The 17,299-nt window shown below is 66.3% G+C and carries 14 protein-coding genes; 8 read left to right on the forward strand and 6 right to left on the reverse strand.

The annotated features are described in order from the left end of the window. Positions 1–2: 2 nt before the first annotated feature. The gene (locus C7T91_RS26990; protein WP_108262910.1) at positions 3–1,289 is read right to left on the reverse strand and encodes an ABC transporter substrate-binding protein; all 1,287 of its coding nucleotides are present in this window, start codon (positions 1,287–1,289) and stop codon (positions 3–5) included. 188 nt (positions 1,290–1,477) lie between these two features. Between C7T91_RS26990 and C7T91_RS26995 the strand changes: the two genes are divergently transcribed. The 5 genes from C7T91_RS26995 to C7T91_RS27015 all read left to right on the forward strand — a co-directional run bounded on the left by C7T91_RS26995 (position 1,478) and on the right by C7T91_RS27015 (position 6,787). Beyond that, the gene (locus C7T91_RS26995) at positions 1,478–2,419 is read left to right on the forward strand and encodes a LysR family transcriptional regulator (RefSeq protein ID WP_108262912.1); all 942 of its coding nucleotides are present in this window, start codon (positions 1,478–1,480) and stop codon (positions 2,417–2,419) included. Between the two features lie 196 nt (positions 2,420–2,615). After that, a complete protein-coding gene (gene katG / locus C7T91_RS27000) occupies positions 2,616–4,793 on the forward strand; it encodes a catalase/peroxidase HPI (protein WP_108262914.1) in 2,178 nt (725 codons plus the stop codon). A gap of 195 nt (positions 4,794–4,988) precedes the next feature. Next, positions 4,989–5,624, forward strand: coding sequence for an energy-coupling factor ABC transporter ATP-binding protein (locus C7T91_RS27005; RefSeq protein WP_236638526.1), 636 nt, complete (start codon positions 4,989–4,991; stop codon positions 5,622–5,624). Continuing rightward, positions 5,605–6,210: an energy-coupling factor transporter transmembrane component T gene (locus C7T91_RS27010; protein ID WP_108262916.1), complete on the forward strand. Its 606-nt coding sequence runs from the start codon at positions 5,605–5,607 to the stop codon at positions 6,208–6,210. The genes C7T91_RS27005 and C7T91_RS27010 overlap by 20 nt, the downstream gene beginning before the upstream one ends. Before the next feature lie 31 nt (positions 6,211–6,241). Further along, positions 6,242–6,787 carry a biotin transporter BioY gene (locus C7T91_RS27015; RefSeq protein ID WP_108262918.1) on the forward strand — a complete coding sequence of 182 codons (546 nt, stop codon included), beginning with the start codon at positions 6,242–6,244 and terminating at the stop codon, positions 6,785–6,787. 50 nt (positions 6,788–6,837) lie between these two features. Here the strand turns inward: C7T91_RS27015 and C7T91_RS38145 are convergent, their stop codons facing one another. From C7T91_RS38145 to C7T91_RS27025, 3 genes are all read right to left on the reverse strand, one after another. Continuing rightward, a complete protein-coding gene (locus C7T91_RS38145) occupies positions 6,838–7,155 on the reverse strand; it encodes a TIGR00366 family protein (RefSeq protein ID WP_269102635.1) in 318 nt (105 codons plus the stop codon). Continuing rightward, positions 7,050–8,135 (reverse strand): short-chain fatty acid transporter, encoded by a 1,086-nt coding sequence (locus tag C7T91_RS27020; protein ID WP_269102636.1) that lies wholly within the window; start codon positions 8,133–8,135, stop codon positions 7,050–7,052. The genes C7T91_RS38145 and C7T91_RS27020 overlap by 106 nt, the downstream gene beginning before the upstream one ends. A gap of 169 nt (positions 8,136–8,304) precedes the next feature. After that, a complete protein-coding gene (locus tag C7T91_RS27025) occupies positions 8,305–9,564 on the reverse strand; it encodes a replication initiation protein (protein WP_236638527.1) in 1,260 nt (419 codons plus the stop codon). A gap of 598 nt (positions 9,565–10,162) precedes the next feature. Between C7T91_RS27025 and C7T91_RS27030 the strand changes: the two genes are divergently transcribed. The 3 genes from C7T91_RS27030 to C7T91_RS27040 all read left to right on the forward strand — a co-directional run bounded on the left by C7T91_RS27030 (position 10,163) and on the right by C7T91_RS27040 (position 15,353). Further along, the gene (locus C7T91_RS27030; protein ID WP_108262922.1) at positions 10,163–11,533 is read left to right on the forward strand and encodes an AAA family ATPase; all 1,371 of its coding nucleotides are present in this window, start codon (positions 10,163–10,165) and stop codon (positions 11,531–11,533) included. After that, positions 11,530–12,615 (forward strand): ParB/RepB/Spo0J family partition protein, encoded by a 1,086-nt coding sequence (locus C7T91_RS27035; RefSeq protein ID WP_108262924.1) that lies wholly within the window; start codon positions 11,530–11,532, stop codon positions 12,613–12,615. Before C7T91_RS27030 ends, C7T91_RS27035 begins: the two co-directional genes overlap by 4 nt. Positions 12,616–12,776: 161 nt before the next feature. Next, positions 12,777–15,353 carry a phosphoenolpyruvate carboxylase gene (locus C7T91_RS27040; RefSeq protein WP_108262926.1) on the forward strand — a complete coding sequence of 859 codons (2,577 nt, stop codon included), beginning with the start codon at positions 12,777–12,779 and terminating at the stop codon, positions 15,351–15,353. 282 nt (positions 15,354–15,635) lie between these two features. Here C7T91_RS27040 and C7T91_RS27045 read toward each other — a convergent pair whose 3' ends face one another. Both C7T91_RS27045 and nth read right to left on the reverse strand, forming a co-directional pair. After that, complete coding sequence (locus tag C7T91_RS27045) at positions 15,636–16,655, reverse strand: adenosine kinase (RefSeq protein WP_108262928.1); 1,020 nt, start codon at positions 16,653–16,655, stop codon at positions 15,636–15,638. Continuing rightward, positions 16,652–17,296, reverse strand: coding sequence for an endonuclease III (gene nth, locus C7T91_RS27050; RefSeq protein ID WP_108263129.1), 645 nt, complete (start codon positions 17,294–17,296; stop codon positions 16,652–16,654). The genes C7T91_RS27045 and nth overlap by 4 nt, the downstream gene beginning before the upstream one ends. Between the last annotated feature and the right edge of the window lie 3 nt (positions 17,297–17,299).

Raw genomic sequence — 17,299 nt, forward strand, 5'->3', positions numbered from 1 at the left:
GCTCACCTCGTCAGGCTGGAGACGGATTCCTCCACCAGCTTGCGGCCGCCTTCCGCCGGGTTCACCATGCCGAAGGCCACCTCCTGGCTGATCTTCAGCTGGATCGAGTAGATCTCGCCCGCGCCCTTCGGCGGCGGCGGCGGCAGATCCCCGGCAAGGTCGCCGAGCGCCGAGATGTAGCTGACCGATTTCTTCTGCGCCTCGCCGAGCTCGGGCAGCAGCGCCTCGCGGATCTCCGGCGAGGCCGGCACGCCGCGGTCGAGCCCGAGGATCAGCGCGCCGCGCGGGTCGCGCACCAGGAAATTGGCGAGGCTGACGGCGGCTTCCGGGGCCTTCGATTTCGCCGAGACCACGAACATCTGCGACGGCTTCAGGTAGTGACCCGGCGCACCGTCCGGAAGCACAGGCAGCGCCGCCATGTCGAGCGAGGCCTTGTTGACCTCCTGATAGCCGACGAACTGGTTGGAGAAGGCGTAATCCGTGGCCGCGGTGCCCAGCGTGATCGGCGAGGTTTCGAGCGAGTTCTTGAACTGCGCCTGAACGTCGGCCGGGACGCAGCCCCTGGCCTCGCGCAGCTTCGCCCAGTAGTCGAACCATTCGCCCGCGTCGTCGGCATCATAGCCGATCCCGCCCGCCTCGGTGTAGAGCCCCTTGCCGCGCTGCGCCAGCCAGACCTCGAAGCTGTTGCCCTGCCCGCTGGTATCGGCGGTGGCATAGAAACGGCGCCGCGGCGTGCCGTCCTTGAAGGCCGCGCATTTCTCGGCGAACTCTTCCCAAGTGGTGCCGAAGCCCGGGGCCTCGATCCCAGCCTCGTCCCAGGCGGCCTTGTCGACCAGCATGCCGAAGGCGTTGACGCCGACATTGGCACCATAGAGCTTGCCGTCGACCGAACAGGACTTCAGGTTGGCCTGGCCGAAATCCGAGATCTTCAACTCATTGCCGAGATACTCGTCCAGCGGCAGAAGCGTGCCCCGACCGGCGTATTCGAAGAGATAGCGGTAATCCATCTGGATCAGGTCCGGCGCATTGCCGCCCGCAACCTGGGTCGCCAGCCGGGTCCAGTAATCGTCCCAGCCCATGTATTCGGTACCGACGGAAACCGCGTCGTCGCTGGCCGCCTCGAAGCCGCGGATCGCCTCCGTGGTGCGGCGGGCGCGTTCCTCGTTGCCCCACCAGACCATGCGGATCGGCGTCCCCGCTGCCCGCGCCATCGGCGCGAGCCCCGATGCAAGCGCAAGCCCCATCCCTCCGGCGAGCAGCTGCCGCCGGCCGATCATCGCGTTCCTCATCCGGTTTCCTCCCTGGACGATGCTGTTTTCGTCGCGCTGCGTCCGGTCTTCCGCCTTGGCCGCAGGCCCGGCAGCGCTGCCCCTCGCAACGCTGCCGCCGGGAAAGGCTAGCAAGCGGTTTTCTATTTATGAAATACAATTTTTCGGCCATTGTATAAAACGTCTTTATAGCGACCGGGGAGGCAGCCATGGACAAGATGCTGGAACAGTTCCTGGCTGTCGCCGAGGCCGGCAGCTTCCTTGCCGCCGCCGATGTCCTGGCCGTGTCGCAGCCCGCGCTGAGCTACAACATCCGCAAGCTCGAGCAGTCTCTCGGCGTCGTGCTGTTCGAACGGACCTCGCGCGGGGTGCGGCTGACCGAGGCGGGCGAGACCCTGCACGAGAACGCGCTGATCATGCGGCGGCTCTACGGCAACGCGCTGGAGCGGATCGAGCGGCAGCGCGCCAAGGCCGAACACGGCATCAGCATCGGATCGGGCTATTCCTCTTGGGACCTGTTCCTGAAGGACATCGTGATGGAGCAGTTCCGCCTGCATCCGCAGGCCCCGATCCATGTCTCGCTGGGCACGGCGCTGCGCTGCATGAACCAGCTTCTGGCCGGGGACATCTCGCTGTTCATCGGCAACCGCATCCCCGGCTTCGCCCATTCCAACGCGGTGGAGTTCCTGCCGATGGGAATGTCGGAGGACTGCTATTTCGCGCGCGAGGGCCATCCGCTGCTGGGCGCACCGCGCTCCAAGGCCGAGATATTCGCCTGGCCGAGCGTGCTGGCCATGCCCTCGGAGTCGCGGCTCAAGCGGCTCCTGACCGAGGAGGCCGAGCCGCTGCCGGTGCTGCCGCCGGGCAGCTACGGCCACGCCTTCACCTCGTCCTCGCTTGCCGTCTGCCTCGACTTCCTGCGCGAGGCCGAGGCGGTACTGACCCACAGCGTTCTGCTGGCGCCCTATCTGGCGCGGGAGGGCGTGCACCAGATCGAGCTGGCCCCGGGCGAGGAGCACCAGGCCTGGCCGCTGGGCATCTACGTCGTGGCGGAGTCGCTCGGAGATCCCAAAGTCTCGGAGATGGTCGAGCTGATTTCGGAACGGCTCCGCGCCCTCGACCTGCCCCCCGTCCCGGGCACTGGCGAATAACATGACTCTCTGATGAAAGTTCCATGAATCGATAAGAACTCCTGATCGCTGTGTTCAGAATTTACGATGTGATTCCGGCGATGCGCTTCGCTAGGCTCCTCGTGACGGGAGGAGACACACCACCGCAGGAACCGGAGCGCCGGCCCTGCGGGGTCTTTCCCTGTAGCCTGAACGCAGCTCGATCCAGGAGGACATCATGGACGGCAACGACATCAAGATGACCGGCAAGTGCCCGGTCATGCACGGTTCCAACACCGCCGCCGGCAGCTCGGTCATGGACTGGTGGCCGAATGCCCTCAATCTCGACATCCTGCACCAGCATGACACCAAGACCGACCCGATGGGCGAAGGCTTCTCCTATCGCGAAGCTCTCAAGGAGCTGGATGTCGAGGCGCTGAAGGCTGACCTGCGCGCGCTGATCACCACCAGCCAGGAATGGTGGCCGGCAGACTGGGGCAGCTATGTCGGCATGTTCGCCCGTGTTGCCTGGCACGCGGCCGGCTCCTACCGCCTGTCCGACGGCCGCGGCGGGGCCGGCACCGGCAACCAGCGCTTCGCGCCGCTGAACAGCTGGCCGGACAACGTCAACACCGACAAGGGCCGCCGCCTGCTCTGGCCGATCAAGAAGAAATACGGCAACAAGATCAGCTGGGCCGACCTGATGATCCTGTCGGGCACGGTCGCCTACGAGGTTGCCGGCCTGAAGACCTTCGGCTTCGCCTTCGGCCGCGAGGACATCTGGCATCCCGAGAAGGACACCTACTGGGGTGCCGAGAAGGAGTGGCTGGCTCCCTCCGACGGCCGCTATGAAGATATCGGCAAGCCGGAGACCATGGAGAACCCGCTGGCCGCCGTGCAGATGGGCCTGATCTACGTGAACCCCGAAGGCGTCAACGGCCAGCCGGATCCGATGAAGACCGCCGCCCAGGTGCGCGAGACCTTTGCCCGGATGGCGATGGACGACGAGGAAACCGCGGCGCTGACCGCGGGCGGCCACACCATCGGCAAATGCCACGGCAACGGCGACGCCGCCGATCTCAGCCCCGATCCCGAAGCGGCGGGCCCGGAATACCAGGGCATCGGCTGGATGAACACCAAGGGCCGCTCGGTCGGGCGCGACACGGTCGTGTCGGGCATCGAGGGCGCCTGGACCTCCAACCCGACCCAGTGGGACATGGGCTGGTTCGACATGCTCTTCGGCCATGAGTGGGAGCTGAAGAAATCCCCCGCGGGCGCCTGGCAGTGGATGCCGGTCGACATCGCCGAGGCCGACATGCCGGCCGATGTCGAGGATCCCTCGATCAAGACCATGCCGATCATGACCGATGCCGACATGGCGATGAAGGTCGACCCGGCCTACAATGCGATCTGCCAGAAGTTCATGGCCGACCCGCAATACTTCGCCGACACCTTCGCCCGCGCGTGGTTCAAGCTGACCCATCGCGACATGGGCCCGAAGGCACGCTATCTCGGCCCGGACGTCCCGGCGGAAGACCTGATCTGGCAGGACCCGATCCCGGCGGGACCGACCGGCTATGACGTGGCCGCGCTGAAGGCCGCAATCGCCGGATCCGGCCTGAGCCTGCAGGACATGGTCGCCACGGCCTGGGACAGCGCACGGACCTATCGCGGCTCGGACATGCGCGGCGGCGCCAACGGGGCGCGCATCCGCCTCGCGCCGCAGAAGGACTGGGAAGGCAATGAGCCCGACCGCCTCGCCCGCGTCCTGTCGGTGCTGGAGCCGCTCGCGGCAGCGGCCGGTGCCTCGATCGCCGACACGATCGTGCTGGCCGGCAATCTCGGCGTCGAAACGGCAGCGAAGGAAGCGGGCTTCCCGCTGGAGCTGCCATTCTCGCCGGGCCGCGGCGACGCGACCGACGAGATGACCGACGCAGCCAGCTTCGACGTGCTCGAGCCGCTGGCCGACGGGTTCCGCAACTACCTCAAGACCGACTACGTGGTCAGCCCCGAGGAAATGATGCTGGACCGCGCGCAGCTGATGGGCCTCTCCGCCAAGGAGATGACCGTGCTGGTCGGCGGCATGCGGGTCATGGGCGCCAATTACGGCGGGTCGTCCCATGGCGTCTTCACCTCGACGCCCGGCGCGCTCAGCCAGGATTTCTTCGCCAACCTGACCGACATGGCGTTCAAATGGGTCCCGGCCGAAGGCGGCACCTACGAGATCCGCGACCGCATGACCGGCGAGGTGAAGTTCACCGCGACCCGCGCCGATCTGGTCTTCGGTTCGAACTCGATCCTGCGCGGCTATGCCGAGCTCTATGCCCAGGACGACAACGCCGCGAAATTCGTCAAGGATTTCGCCGCCGCCTGGACCAAGGTCATGGAAGCCGACCGCTTCGACCTGACCGCCTGACCCCTGCCCTCCCCGCGTGCATGCCGCGCGGGGAGCCCCCACCAAGGTCCCGCGCGGCACTCCCGCGCTTGACATTCACCCTGTTTTGACGCCCCTACGGCTGCCGTGAGGGGAACAGCAGCACCAGCCATCGCGATACGCGGACTGACCTGCCGCCTGGGGGACCGAGAGGTCCTTGCCGGGCTCGACTTGTCCTTGCCGGAACGCCGCATCGGCATCCTCGGCCGCAACGGATCCGGCAAGTCAACGCTGGCCCGCGCCATGGCCGGGCTGATCGACACGGTCGAAGGCAAGGTCACCATCGGCGGCGACGACATCCGCAAGGACCGCAAGACGGCCCTGCGCAGGGTCGGCATCCTGTTCCAGAACCCCGAGCACCAGATCATCTTCCCCACCGGGCTGGAAGAGGTCCGCTTCGGCCTGCTGCAGATGGGCCATCCGAAACGCGAGGCCACCCGGCTGGCAGAGGCGGCGCTGGCCCGGTTCGGCCGTGCGCATTGGGCGGAACGCAGCACGGCGGCGCTGAGCCAGGGACAGAAGCACCTGCTCTGCGTGATCTCGCTCCTGGCGATGGAGCCTGCGGTGCTGATCCTCGACGAGCCCTTCTCCGGCCTCGACATCCCGACGGAACGCGCGCTGCGCCGCGTGCTCGAGGACTATCCCGGCACGCTGGTGCAGATCACCCATGATCCGCAGGTGATCGCCGCCTATGACCGGGTGCTGTGGATCGACGAGGGGCGGGTCCGGGCCGACGGAACGCCCGATGCGGTGATCCCAGACTACCTGGCGGAAATGACTGCGGAGGGCGCGGATGCTTTCGCTGACCTCTGAGACCCCGACGCCGTTCCACCGCATCCCGGCCGGGGCGAAGCTCGGCGCGCTCGCGCTGGCCTCGGCCGCGATCTTCCAGATCCCTTCCCCTGCACTGATGGCGCTGCCGGTCGCCGTGGCCGCGGCGCTCTACCTGTCCTGCGGGCTGCGATTCGCCCGGCAGGGGCTGCGCGCGCTGCGGCCGCTCTGGCCCTTCCTCGCGCTGCTGACGCTCTGGCACGGGATCACGCAGGACTGGGCAAATGGAGCGATGCTCGGGGGACGGCTCCTGGCCACCGTGGCGCTGGCAAATCTCGTGACCATGACGACCCGGCTCGAGGCGATGATCGCGGTGATGGCGAAGCTGCTCGCGCCGCTGCGCCTGATCGGCGCCAAGCCCGGCCGCATCGCCTTCGCGATCGGGCTGGTGCTGCGGCTGACGCCGGCCATGCTCGAGCGCGGACGCCAGCTGGGCCTCGCCTGGCGGGCCCGCGCCCGCAGGCGCCGTCCCGGCTGGCAGATCGTGCTGCCGCTCTTCCTGACGGCGCTCGACGATGCAGACCACATTGCCGACGCGGTGAAGGCCCGCGGCGGCATTCCCGACTGACACCGCGTCCCCATTCGACAGGAGGATTCCAATGGACCGCGACCTGATCATGATCGCCCTTTTCGCCGCGCTGATCGCGGCGCTGGGGCTGATCCCCTCCGTCACTTTGATCTCCGGCGTGCCGATCTCGGCGCAAAGCCTTGGCGTCATGCTCTCGGGCGTCATCCTCGGCGCGAAGCGCGGCGCGCTGGCCGCCGGTCTGGTCGTTCTCATGGTGGCGCTCGGCCTGCCGCTCCTCGCAGGCGGGCGCGGCGGCATCGGCGTCTTCGCCGGGCCGAGCGTCGGCTTCCTGCTGGGCTGGATCGCCGCCGCCTTTGCTGCCGGCTTGGTGATGGAACACACCCGCCGCCTGCCGGTCTGGGCCGCGGGCACGCTGGCCGCGTTCCTCGGCGGGATCGTGGTGCTCTACATCCCGGGCATCATCGGCATGTCAGTGATCCTCGACAAGTCGCTGGCCGAGGCCACCGGCTTCGCGCTGCCCTTCATCCCGGGCGATATCCTGAAATCCGTGGTGGCGGGCGTGCTGGCCGCCGCGCTCCACAAGGCGCGGGCCGGCGTGCTGATGTCCCGCGCCTGACACTGGCGCGGGTGAGGGTCCGGGAGAGGGTTTCCCTCTCCCGGCCTGGTTCAGAGCCAGGTCAGCCCGATCGAGATCACGATGCCCGACAGGATCAGGTGCAGCGTGCAGAACCCCATGATGTCCTTGGCCCTGAGCCCGGCGATCCCGAGGATCGGCAGCGCCCAGAACGGCTGCACCATGTTGGTCCAGGCATCTCCCCAGGCGATCGCCATCGCCGCGCGCGCCGGATCGACGCCGAGCGCCTCCGCAGCAGGCAGGATCACCGGCGCCTGCACCGCCCATTGCCCGCCGCCAGACGGCACGAAGAAATTGACGATGCCCGCGCTGATGAAGGACCAGAAGGGCAGGCTCGCCGCCGAGGCCAGCGAGCCAGCGCATCCGAGATCGTCGCCGCCAGCCCCGAAGACACCATGATCGCCATGATGCCTGCGTAGAACGGGAACTGGATCACGATCCCTGCCCCGCCCTTCACGCCTTCGGCAAGGCTCGCCAGCAGGTTCCGCGCGCTTCCATGCAGCACGATCGCGACCATCAGGAAGAGGAAGTTGACGATATTGAGCGTCAGCGTCCCCGAGCGCAGGAAGTAGTCGACCAGATAGGCCAGCCCTGACAGCCCGACGAGCACCGGCAGGAGCTTGCTGTCCATCATCCGCTCGGACGGCGTGTCCGCCGCCGCGGTTTCCGGCGACGGTTCGCCGAGCAGCTTCGGGTCCACGTAGACGCTTTCGCTCTCGGGCGGCAGCATCGCCCGGTTCACCAGCGGCACGATGACCACCAGTGCCAGGACGATCGCCAGGTTGAAGACCGAGAAGATCGTCTGGCCGGTTCCGATCACGCCGATCTGTCCCGAGAAGGTATGGCCGTCGGTCGCAATGGCCAGCGGGATCGATCCCGCCAGGCCGCCATGCCAGATCAGGAAGCCCGAATAGGCGGAGGCGACAAGAAGCCGGTAGTCGACCCGGACCTTTCGGGCGATCTCCTTGGCGAAAAGCGCGCCGACCACCAGGCCGAAGCCCCAGTTGAGCCAGCTCGCCGCCAACGAGACATAGCTGACCAGCAGGATCGCCGCGCCCGGCGAGGTGGCAAGGTCGGCAAGCCGCGACAGCCCGCGGCGCACCAGCGGGGTCGAGGCCATCATGTACCCGGTGACGAGCACCAGAAGCATCTGCATGGAGAACTGCAGCAGCGACCAGAAGCCGTCGCCCCACATGCGCACCACCGCCAGCGGCGACTGCGCCTCGACGATCATGGCTGCGGCGGCGACCGAGACGGTCAGGATCAGGACGAATATGTAGGGATCCGGAAGGTACCGGTCCATCAGCCGCACGAGCGGCCTGGAAATCACGTTGAGCAAGCTTTGCCTCCCATTCTGGCAATTGTCCGGACGGGCCGGACCTCATGCCTTCAGGTGGCATGGCCACGGGCACCCTGTCGCCGGGACCAGATGTCGGGGGACGCCGCCTCACCCCTTCGTGAACGGCTTCGCCGGCGTCTCGCACGCGAGACAGGCGAGGTCAGGCCTCGCCGCGCTCCGGCAGGCCCTCGGGGATCAGCCCCGACCAGAAGGCATGCACCTTGGGAAAGACGCCGCGCGCCTGCCAGCCGTAGCGGCGGAACTGGCCCTTCTCGAACTCGTCGGTCAGCCCCAGCTCGAACCGGTCTCGGATCGCCTTGCGGCTGACCGAGCTGCGTTTCTCGAGGTTTGCCTCGATCGCCTCGAGGCAGGCGCGGCGCCAGCGCGCCTCCTCCGCCAGCTCCTGCTCGCGGCGCGCCTCTTCCAGCTCCGCCTCGCTCGGCACTGCCGGAGGCAGCGGCGCCGACACTGCCGCGGCCTCCTCGGCTTCGGCACGGCGGTAATCGCCGTTGATCGCCGCGGTCAGGTAGCCGGCCGGAGTCTTACGCACCCTGCCCTTGCGGCGCTCTTCTTCGACGAAGTCGAGCTTTTCCGAGACATAGGCCTCGCCATGTTCGCCAATCCAGCGCTGTGCCAGACGCGCCGAAACCCCGTTTTCGACCAGCCGCCGGAAAGCCTCGGACTTGCGCACCGCGTCATCATCGCCGAGATCGAACAGCGTCTCTTGGCCATTGCGGGTGATCAGGAAGCGGACGAATTTCACCTTTCGGCTTTCGCGCCGGGTCTCGGCGACCAGGGAGATGTCCGAGACCGCGTTCACCTCCTTCACCGCCGGCTTGATGATCTTGGCGTTGAGCTTGGAGAAATCCTCGTAATAGGCGCTGTCATCCACGCCCATCAGGCGGCGGAAGACGTCGATCTCCCACCAGCCGGTCGAGCCTGTGCGCACGAAACGGAAGCAGTTCTCGTAGAGTGCCAGCGCATGGCCGGAGGTGAAGTTGCGCTGGATGCGCATGTTGATCATCGAGAAGACCGACGGATCGTAGAGCTTCGCCGCCAGCGGCGCGGCATAGGCGTATTCGCAGACCCCGCCGGCGAGCTTGGCGTAGGAGATCAGCGAGCTGACGCCCCATTCCTCCTCGCCGTCATCGCCCAGCATGTTCCATTCGGCCGTGGTCTCGGCCAGCGCCCTGAGCGCAGCCTTCAGCGTGTCCCGGTCGCGCGACGCATAGCCCGACATGGCGCAGAGCGTTTCGGCATCGATCCTGTGCGAGGATTTCGTGGTCAAATCGTCATAGGCGTGCAGCAGCAGGCAGTTCGACAGCTTGCGCTGCAACAGCGTGAGCTTGCCGCCGATATGGATCGCGGCCACGTGTTTGCGCAGGCTTTCGCGCTCTGTGATCTGACGGAATTCGGTCACTGCTCGACTCGGTGTTCTGGCATGTTCCAGAGATTTCCCAGACCGACCCGCGTGTCAAGCATCATGGGTCGGTATTGCGGGTATGTTTCGGGCGCAGGACACGCAAACGGGTCGGTTTCCGGAGGAAGCCGTCACGCAGATGGGTTGGTTTTGGGAATCCAGACCGGTGGCGACCGGGAATTCGGCGCTTATAGCGGCCTATTCCGGGCTCCGCGAGTCGAAAATGCCCTGATCGGACCACCTTTTTTTCCTGTCACGCCAAGGGGTAGGTTTCATCACGCAAATGGGTCGGTTTTGACACGCAGATGGGTATCGAAGATCACGCAGACGGGTTGGGTATGTCATGCATCCGGGTCGGAACCTTTATTCAACTTATTGTTTTTACGTGTATTTCGTGGCATCAAAGTTCCTAAAGATCTCCAAAAGGATTCATAGTTTGCTGATGCCTTTTCGAATTTTCGGAAGATCCGAATACTTCGTTGCAGGCGTCTCGCGCGCGTGACAGGAAGGCGCCCTTGGGTTATGAGTCGCTGCAAGAGCTGTGTTCGCGGTTTTCCCGGACAACTAAGCAAATCAGGAACATCGAGGCGGATCGGAAATGAGCAGTCAAACCCCGTCCATCACATTGCAACATATCGATCCGGCGGATGCCTTGGAAGATGTGCCTGCACGCGTGACGACTGACCGGTTCACGGTCGCTGCCGAGATTTGCATGCGCGCCCGCGATGACCTCGCACGCCGCGGCTACAAGCCCGATGGCGCAAAGCAGCTCCGGCTCTTCGGAATCTGGGAAATCACCACCTTCATGATCCCCGTCTCCGCGCAGCATCTGCGGCGCGTGCTCAAGGCCAATCCGGAGCTCCCGCAGGGCGTCTCCGAGAAGCCGGGCGGGGCCAAGATGTTCACGCTCGAAGAAGTCAACACGATCCGCGCCTTCCTGGATCACGAGGGTCAGCAGGGCAAGGGGTACCGTCCTTATCGCCCGGCAGACAGCTCAGCCAAGATCGTGTCGGTCTGCAACTTCAAGGGCGGGGTTGCAAAGACGACGACGGGCGCACATCTCGCGATGGCGGCGGCGCTCGACGGTTACCGCGTGCTGGTCGTCGATCTCGACAGCCAAGCCAGCATGTCGACCATGTTCGGCACGCTGGCCGAGGACGAGGCCCAGACGGCCTATGCCGTGATTGCCCGCCACCGCGCCCGCCATGTCGCCGCCTCGATGGGGATCGACGACTATGACAGCCCGGAACTCGACGAGGATGTGCGCGACGCGGCCAAGGTGACGGCCGATGACGTGATCTTCGGCACGCATTGGCCGACCATCGACATCCTGCCTGCGCAGCTCAACCTCTATTGGGCGGAATTCCAGGTCCCCGTCTGGATGCAGTCGCATCGCAGCTGGCAGTTCTGGGACGCGCTCGAGGGTTTCCTGCATGACGAGCGCCTGCTGGAAGACTACGACATCATCCTGATCGACACGCCCCCTGCCCTCGGCTACCTGACGATCAATGCGCTCTCGGCCGCCGACATACTGCTGATCCCGGTTGGCGCCAGCTTCATCGAGTTCGACTCGACCGGCCGCTTCTTCGACATGCTCTACACCACCTTCGCGTCGATCGAGGACAGCATGGCGCGGATTTCGGATCAGGCGCCGAAGTTTTCCTGGGATGCGGTGCAGGTGTTGCTGACGCGCTATGATGACGCCCAGCAGGCCGAGCTGGCCAACGTCATCCAAGTCTATCTCGACGATTTTGTCGCCCAGCACCGGCAGGAATTCACTGCGCTGGTCGGCCAGGCCGGCGAGCGGGTCTCTGGAATCTACGAGGCCAGCCATGCCGATTTCAACCGCGACACCTACCGTCGCGGACGCGAGACCTTCGACCGCTGCTACCATGAGTTCAAGAAGCTGCTGATCGGCTGCTGGGAACGCGACCGGGTCGAGGCAGAGGCCAGGGAGGCCGCAGAATGAGCCGCAAGCGCCTGGGATCCATAGACAGGGATTCAATCAAGGACATCCGCGCCGGCGCGGAGAAGACGGCCGCCGAACGCCGCGAGCTGGCGCTGGGAAAGGCGCCGCCGATCGGAAAGATGGCCGGCTCCGCCGCCTCAAGCGTCGAAGAGGAACTGCTGCGGCTGCGCAAGGAGAACTCCGGTCTGCGCAGCGACAGCAGCGCCTATGCCGAGGCGCGCGAGGATGGCCGTGTCGTCGAACTGGTGCCGCTCGACGACATCGACCTGCACGCCCTGGCACGCGATCGCCGGATGCTCGACCGGGCGGGCGAGGCCTGGGAAGAGCTCAAGGCCTCGATTGCCGCCCGCGGCCAGCAGGTGCCGGTGGAGCTGGGGCCGCGGGACGGGCCGGACGGCAAATGGCGGCTGATCAGCGGCTATCGCCGGGTCAGCGTGCTGCGGGAGCTTTTCGAGGAAACCGGCGATCCCCAGTTCTCGGAGGTACGGGCGTTGATCCGTGCGCAGCGCGCGACGCTCGAGGACATGGTGGCGATGATCGAGGAGAACGAGATCCGCCAGGATGTCAGCTTCTACGAGCGCGGCCGGATCTGCTGCCTGGCAGCCGAGCAGGGCGTCTGCGAGACGGTGGATGACGCGATCCTGGCTCTGTTCCCGAATTCGAGCCGCAACCGCCGCTACAAGATCCGCAACTTCACCGTCATCCATACAGTCTTCGGTCCCTATCTCGACTACCCGGAGGCGATCGGCGAACGGCTTGGCGCACGGCTGGCGCAGGCGGTGAAGGACGGGCGCGACCATGAGCTGGCTGGCGTCCTGTCCGATCGCGACACCAAGTTTTCCGATCCGTCGGAGGAGCTGGCGCTACTGGAAGCCTTCGCCGATGCCAAGGGGCCGTTCGGTGCGGCGAAGCCGGCCGCTCCGAAAGCCCTGGCTGCCGACTGGGCCGGTGAGGGAATGCGCATCCGTGCCAGCGCAAGGAACGGCAAGGTCACCCTCAAGCTCGAAGGGATCGAAGCGGAAGACGCGGAGGACTTGGAAGATATCGTCGCGCGCATCGCTGAAAGCCTGCGGGACGGCTAGGCGTCTCGCGCGCGAGACGCTCTTGACCCGAGGGCAGATGCCGCATTCCGTCGGTGACCTCAGGCGCTAACATGGGCCTGCGGGGAGGGCGTTTTCCTTCCTCCGCGGGAGTCCCGCCGCCGTTCGGGTGGGGACCGGCCACAGCTTAACGAGGGTCCGCCATGGAAAATGTCGCTGCCACGCAGTCTCTGAACACTCTTGTCTCCGATCTCGGAGACCTGCTGGGGGAGATCATCCGCGAACAGGAAGGCGACCGGACCTTCTCTCTGGTCGAGACACTGCGCCGACGCTCGATCAGCCATTACCGCTCGGGGCTTGCCGAGCTGCGCGCCGAGCTGAGGAACCTGATCGGCGAGAGCGATCCGGAAGAGATCGGGAAGGTGTTGCGGGCCTTCACGCTATTCCTGCACCTGGCCAACATCGCGCAGGGGGTGGTCAACGGCGACTCCTCCGGCGCGCGCATTGCCCTGGACCGGGCGCTGGCCAAGCTCGATCCGAAAGCGCGCGAAAATCTGTCGGTCGGCATCGTCCTGACCGCGCATCCGACCGAGATCCGCCGCCAGAGCGTCATCGACATCGAGGGACGCATTGCCGGCCTGATGGAGCGTGACGGCACCATCCGGGACCGGCGTGCGCTCAAGCGCGAGGTGCTGACCGTCTGGCTGACCGAGATGGCCCGCCGCGAAAAGCTGCGCGTGCAGAACGAAATCGACAACGGCGTCTCGGTCGCGTCACGCTCGATCCTGCCCGCGATGATGGCGGTCCAGACAGAGGTGGAGCGCTTCTTCGGCGGCGACCCGGCCTTGCCGAAGCCGATGTTCAGCTTGGGCACCTGGATCGGCGGCGACCGCGACGGCAATCCGTTCGTCACGCGGGAGGTCTTCGACTATGCCGTCTCGCAGCAGCAGAGCGCGCTGTTCGGCCATTACGTGTCCGAGCTTCACCTTCTGGCGATGGAACTGCCGGTCTCCGACCGCTATCTCGACCTGTCGCCGGAGCTGCGGGACCTTCTGGACAAGGAGCCGAAGCTGACCGATCCCTATCGTGACGGCGAACCGTTCCGCCGCGCGATTCATCACATCCGCAGCCGTCTGGAAGCGACGGCAACCGGCGAGCCCCATGCCTATCCCGGCGCGGAGGCTTTCACCGCCGATCTGGAGACGCTGGCGGGCTCGCTCGATGCATCGCAGGCAGGCGTCATTGCCGAGGGACGCCTGGCCGATCTGCGCGCCACGGTGAAGATGGTCGGTTTCCATTTCTTCACCATCGACCTCCGCCAGAATTCCCGCATCCACGAGCGCACCGTCTCCGAGATCCTCTCGGCCGCGGGCATCACGGACGGCTATGCGGCGCTGGACGAGGACGCCCGCGCCGCCTTCCTGTCGGAGCTGCTGCTGAAGCCCGTGCCGGAATTCGACGCTTCAAGCCTGTCGGAAGAGGCACAGCGCGAGCTCGGCATCTTTGCCACCGTTGCCGCCGCGCGGAAGCGGCTGGGTGCCGGGCTGGTGCGCTATTCCATCGTCTCGAACACCGAGAGCGTCGCCGACATCCTGGAAATCTCCTGGCTCCTGCGGCTGCATGGCTGCTTCGGAGAGGATGTGGCGGAGCCGATCCTGCCGGTTCCGCTCTTCGAGACCATCGAGGACCTGCGCGTCTCCGTGCCGATCATGCAGGCGCTCTACGCGGTCCCGGCCTATGCCGCGGCAATGAAGGCGACACGGGCCGAGATCATGCTGGGCTATTCCGACAGCAACAAGGACGGGGGCATTGTCACTGCCCGCTGGGAGGTCTGGAAGGCCGAGGCCGCGCTGACCGAACTGTTCGAGGGCGTGGGGCAGGGGGTTGCCTTCTTCCATGGCCGCGGCGGGTCGGTGGGCCGCGGCGGCGGGGCCACCCGTGATGCAATCCTTGCCCAGCCGCGCGGCAAGCTCGCCCGCGGCTTTCGCCTGACCGAACAGGGCGAGGTGATCTCCAAGCGCTACGAGACAACAGATCAGGCGATCATGCGCTTCTGCGAGCTGGGCCAGGGCCTGGCCGAGGCCGAGGCGGCCGGCGAGTTCGCCCGGCCGGCAGTGCATTTCGTCAACGTCATGGAGGGAATGTCCGCGGCCGCCTTCCGCCGCTACCGCTCGCTGACCACGGCGGACCGCTTCCTGACCTATTTCCGCGAAGCGACGGTGATCGACCATATCGCGTCTCTCAACATGGGATCCCGGCCGGTCTCGCGCTCGACGCTGGACAAGCTCTCGGACCTGCGGGCGATCCCTTGGGTGTTCTCCTGGGCGCAGACCCGGCATAACCTGCCGGGCTGGTTCGGCTTCGGCACGGCGGTGCGCGAGGCGGGTGGTTCGATGGCGCAGCTCGAAGAGATGTACCGCAGCTGGACGACCTTCCGCAGCCTGGTCGACAGCGTGGTGATGGTGCTGGCCAAGGCTGATATCGAGATCGCCGGTGCCTATGCCGAACTGGTCGGGGACAAGGACCTGAAGGCGCGGATCTTCGGGCTGATCCGCGAGGAATGGCAAATCACGACGGAGATGGCAGAGGCCATCACCGGTACGCGTCCCGCCGATACCGATCCGGATTTCATGGCGCGCAAGGCGTATCTGGACCCGCTGCATTTCGGTCAGATCGATCTGCTGTCCCGCATCCGGCAGGACCCGCAGAATGCCGTGCTGCAGGATGCGCTGAAGATCTCCGTCAACGGCATCGCCTCGGGGCTTCAGAGCACCGGCTGACGACGCCTGATCCGGGATGCCGTGCGCCGGAGCGGCCGGGCGGTCGTTTCGGCTGTTCCGGGCGAGGCTCCCTTGTCAGGTTGCTGCATCGCGGGATGCAAGGCTCTGCCAAGTTGACGATCGTTCGGCATGGGCAATGGCTCTGCTCGTGCCGAACCTCGAAGTCTCGTCTTGACCGAAAACTTCCGTTCCCGCAGCCCGTCACCCGCTACGCGGGTGACTGACCTATCGGTTCTCTCCGGTGCCTTCGCTCTGTTGAGGGTGCCCTTGCCGAGCGCGGTGTCACGGTTTCCCGCGAAACGATCCATGGCTGGGCAGGACGCTACTCGAGGGTGGCGCGGCTATCTGCGCCCCTGACCATTCGGAACCGTGCAGGTTGGGCAGGACGGTACCGGTCGCGCGATGGGACCCGCCTGGTTCCCGGGCGGCGACCCCCGAGGCCAGCCCGCAGAGCAGCCCCGCAGCGAACTGGTCGCCCGCGCCGGTCGCATCCAGCGGCACCACCTTGGTGACCGGCACTTCGGCCCGCTCGGTGCCGCGGATCAGCCAGACCGGATCGCCCGAGCGGGTGCAGATCACCGTGCCGCAGACCGCGGCCGCCTCGGCCAGCGCCGCGTCGAGATCCTCGGTCTCGTAGAGCGCGCACCATTCATGGGAATTGCCGATCACGTAATCCATCTGGCCCGCGATCAGCGCCTTGAAATCGGCGCGGTGGCGGTTGACGCAGAACGGGTCCGAAAGCGCGATCCCGGCCTTGCCGCCGCCCTTGTGGCAGAGCTCGGCCGCCTTCAGGAAGGCCGCTTTCCCCGGATCCTTGTCGAAGAGATAGCCCTCGAGGAACAGGAAGCCGCAATCGCCCGCCACGTCCTCGGGGACATGCTCGGGGCCGACCTCGGCGGAGACGCCCAGATAGGTGTTCATCGAGCGCTCGCCATCCGGCGAAACGAAGATCATCGAGCGCGAGGTCGGCAGGTCAGCGGGCGCAGGCGCCACGGCGAAATCGGTGCCGCCATCGGTCATCGACTGCGCATAGCCCTTGCCGAGGCTGTCGTCGCGGACGCGGCCCATGAAGGCGGTCTTCAGCCCCAGCGCGCCGATCCCGGCCAGGGTGTTGGCGACCGAGCCGCCGGGGGCTTCGGTGCGGTCCTTCATCGCGGCATAGAGCAGCTCGGCGCGGTCGCGCTCGACGAGCTGCATGATGCCCTTCTCGATGCCCATCAGGTCGAGGAAATGGTCGTCGACCGGGGACAGGACATCGACAATGGCATTGCCGATCCCGGCGACGGCGTAACGGTGGCTCATGCGGTCTTCTCCTCGAACGCGCAGTATTCCCGGATGATGCAGCGCGCGCAGTCAGGCTTGCGCGCCTTGCAGATGTAGCGCCCATGCAGGATCATCCAGTGATGGGCGTGTTGCTGGTACTCTGCCGGGATGTTGTCCTCAATGGCCCGTTCCACCGCATCGACATCGCGCCCCGGGCAGAGGCCCGACCGGTTGCCGAGCCGGAAGATATGGGTGTCGACCGCCTGGGCGGGGATGTGCCACCACATGTTCAGCACGACATTGGCGGTCTTGCGCCCGACCCCGGGCAGAGATTGCAGCGCCGCGCGCGAACTCGGGACCTCGCCGCCGTACTCCTCGACCAGGATGCGGCTGAGCTTGATGACGTTCTTGGCCTTGTTGCGGTAGAGCCCGATCGTCTTGATATGCTCGACCAGCCCCTCCTCGCCCAGCTCCAGCATCTTCTGCGGGGTGTCGACCTTGGCGAAGAGCGCGCGTGTGGCGCGGTTCACGCCCACATCCGTGGCCTGCGCCGAGAGCGCGACGGCGACCAGAAGCGTATAGGCGTTGACGTGGTCCAGCTCGCCCTTCGGCTCGGGCTCGGACTGGCGGAAGGCCTCGAAGGCCGCGCGGACGGTGTTGTAGTCCGCCTGCGGCGCCATCGG

Source organism: Mangrovicoccus ximenensis (genome assembly GCF_003056725.1).
Lineage (GTDB): Bacteria > Pseudomonadota > Alphaproteobacteria > Rhodobacterales > Rhodobacteraceae > Mangrovicoccus > Mangrovicoccus ximenensis.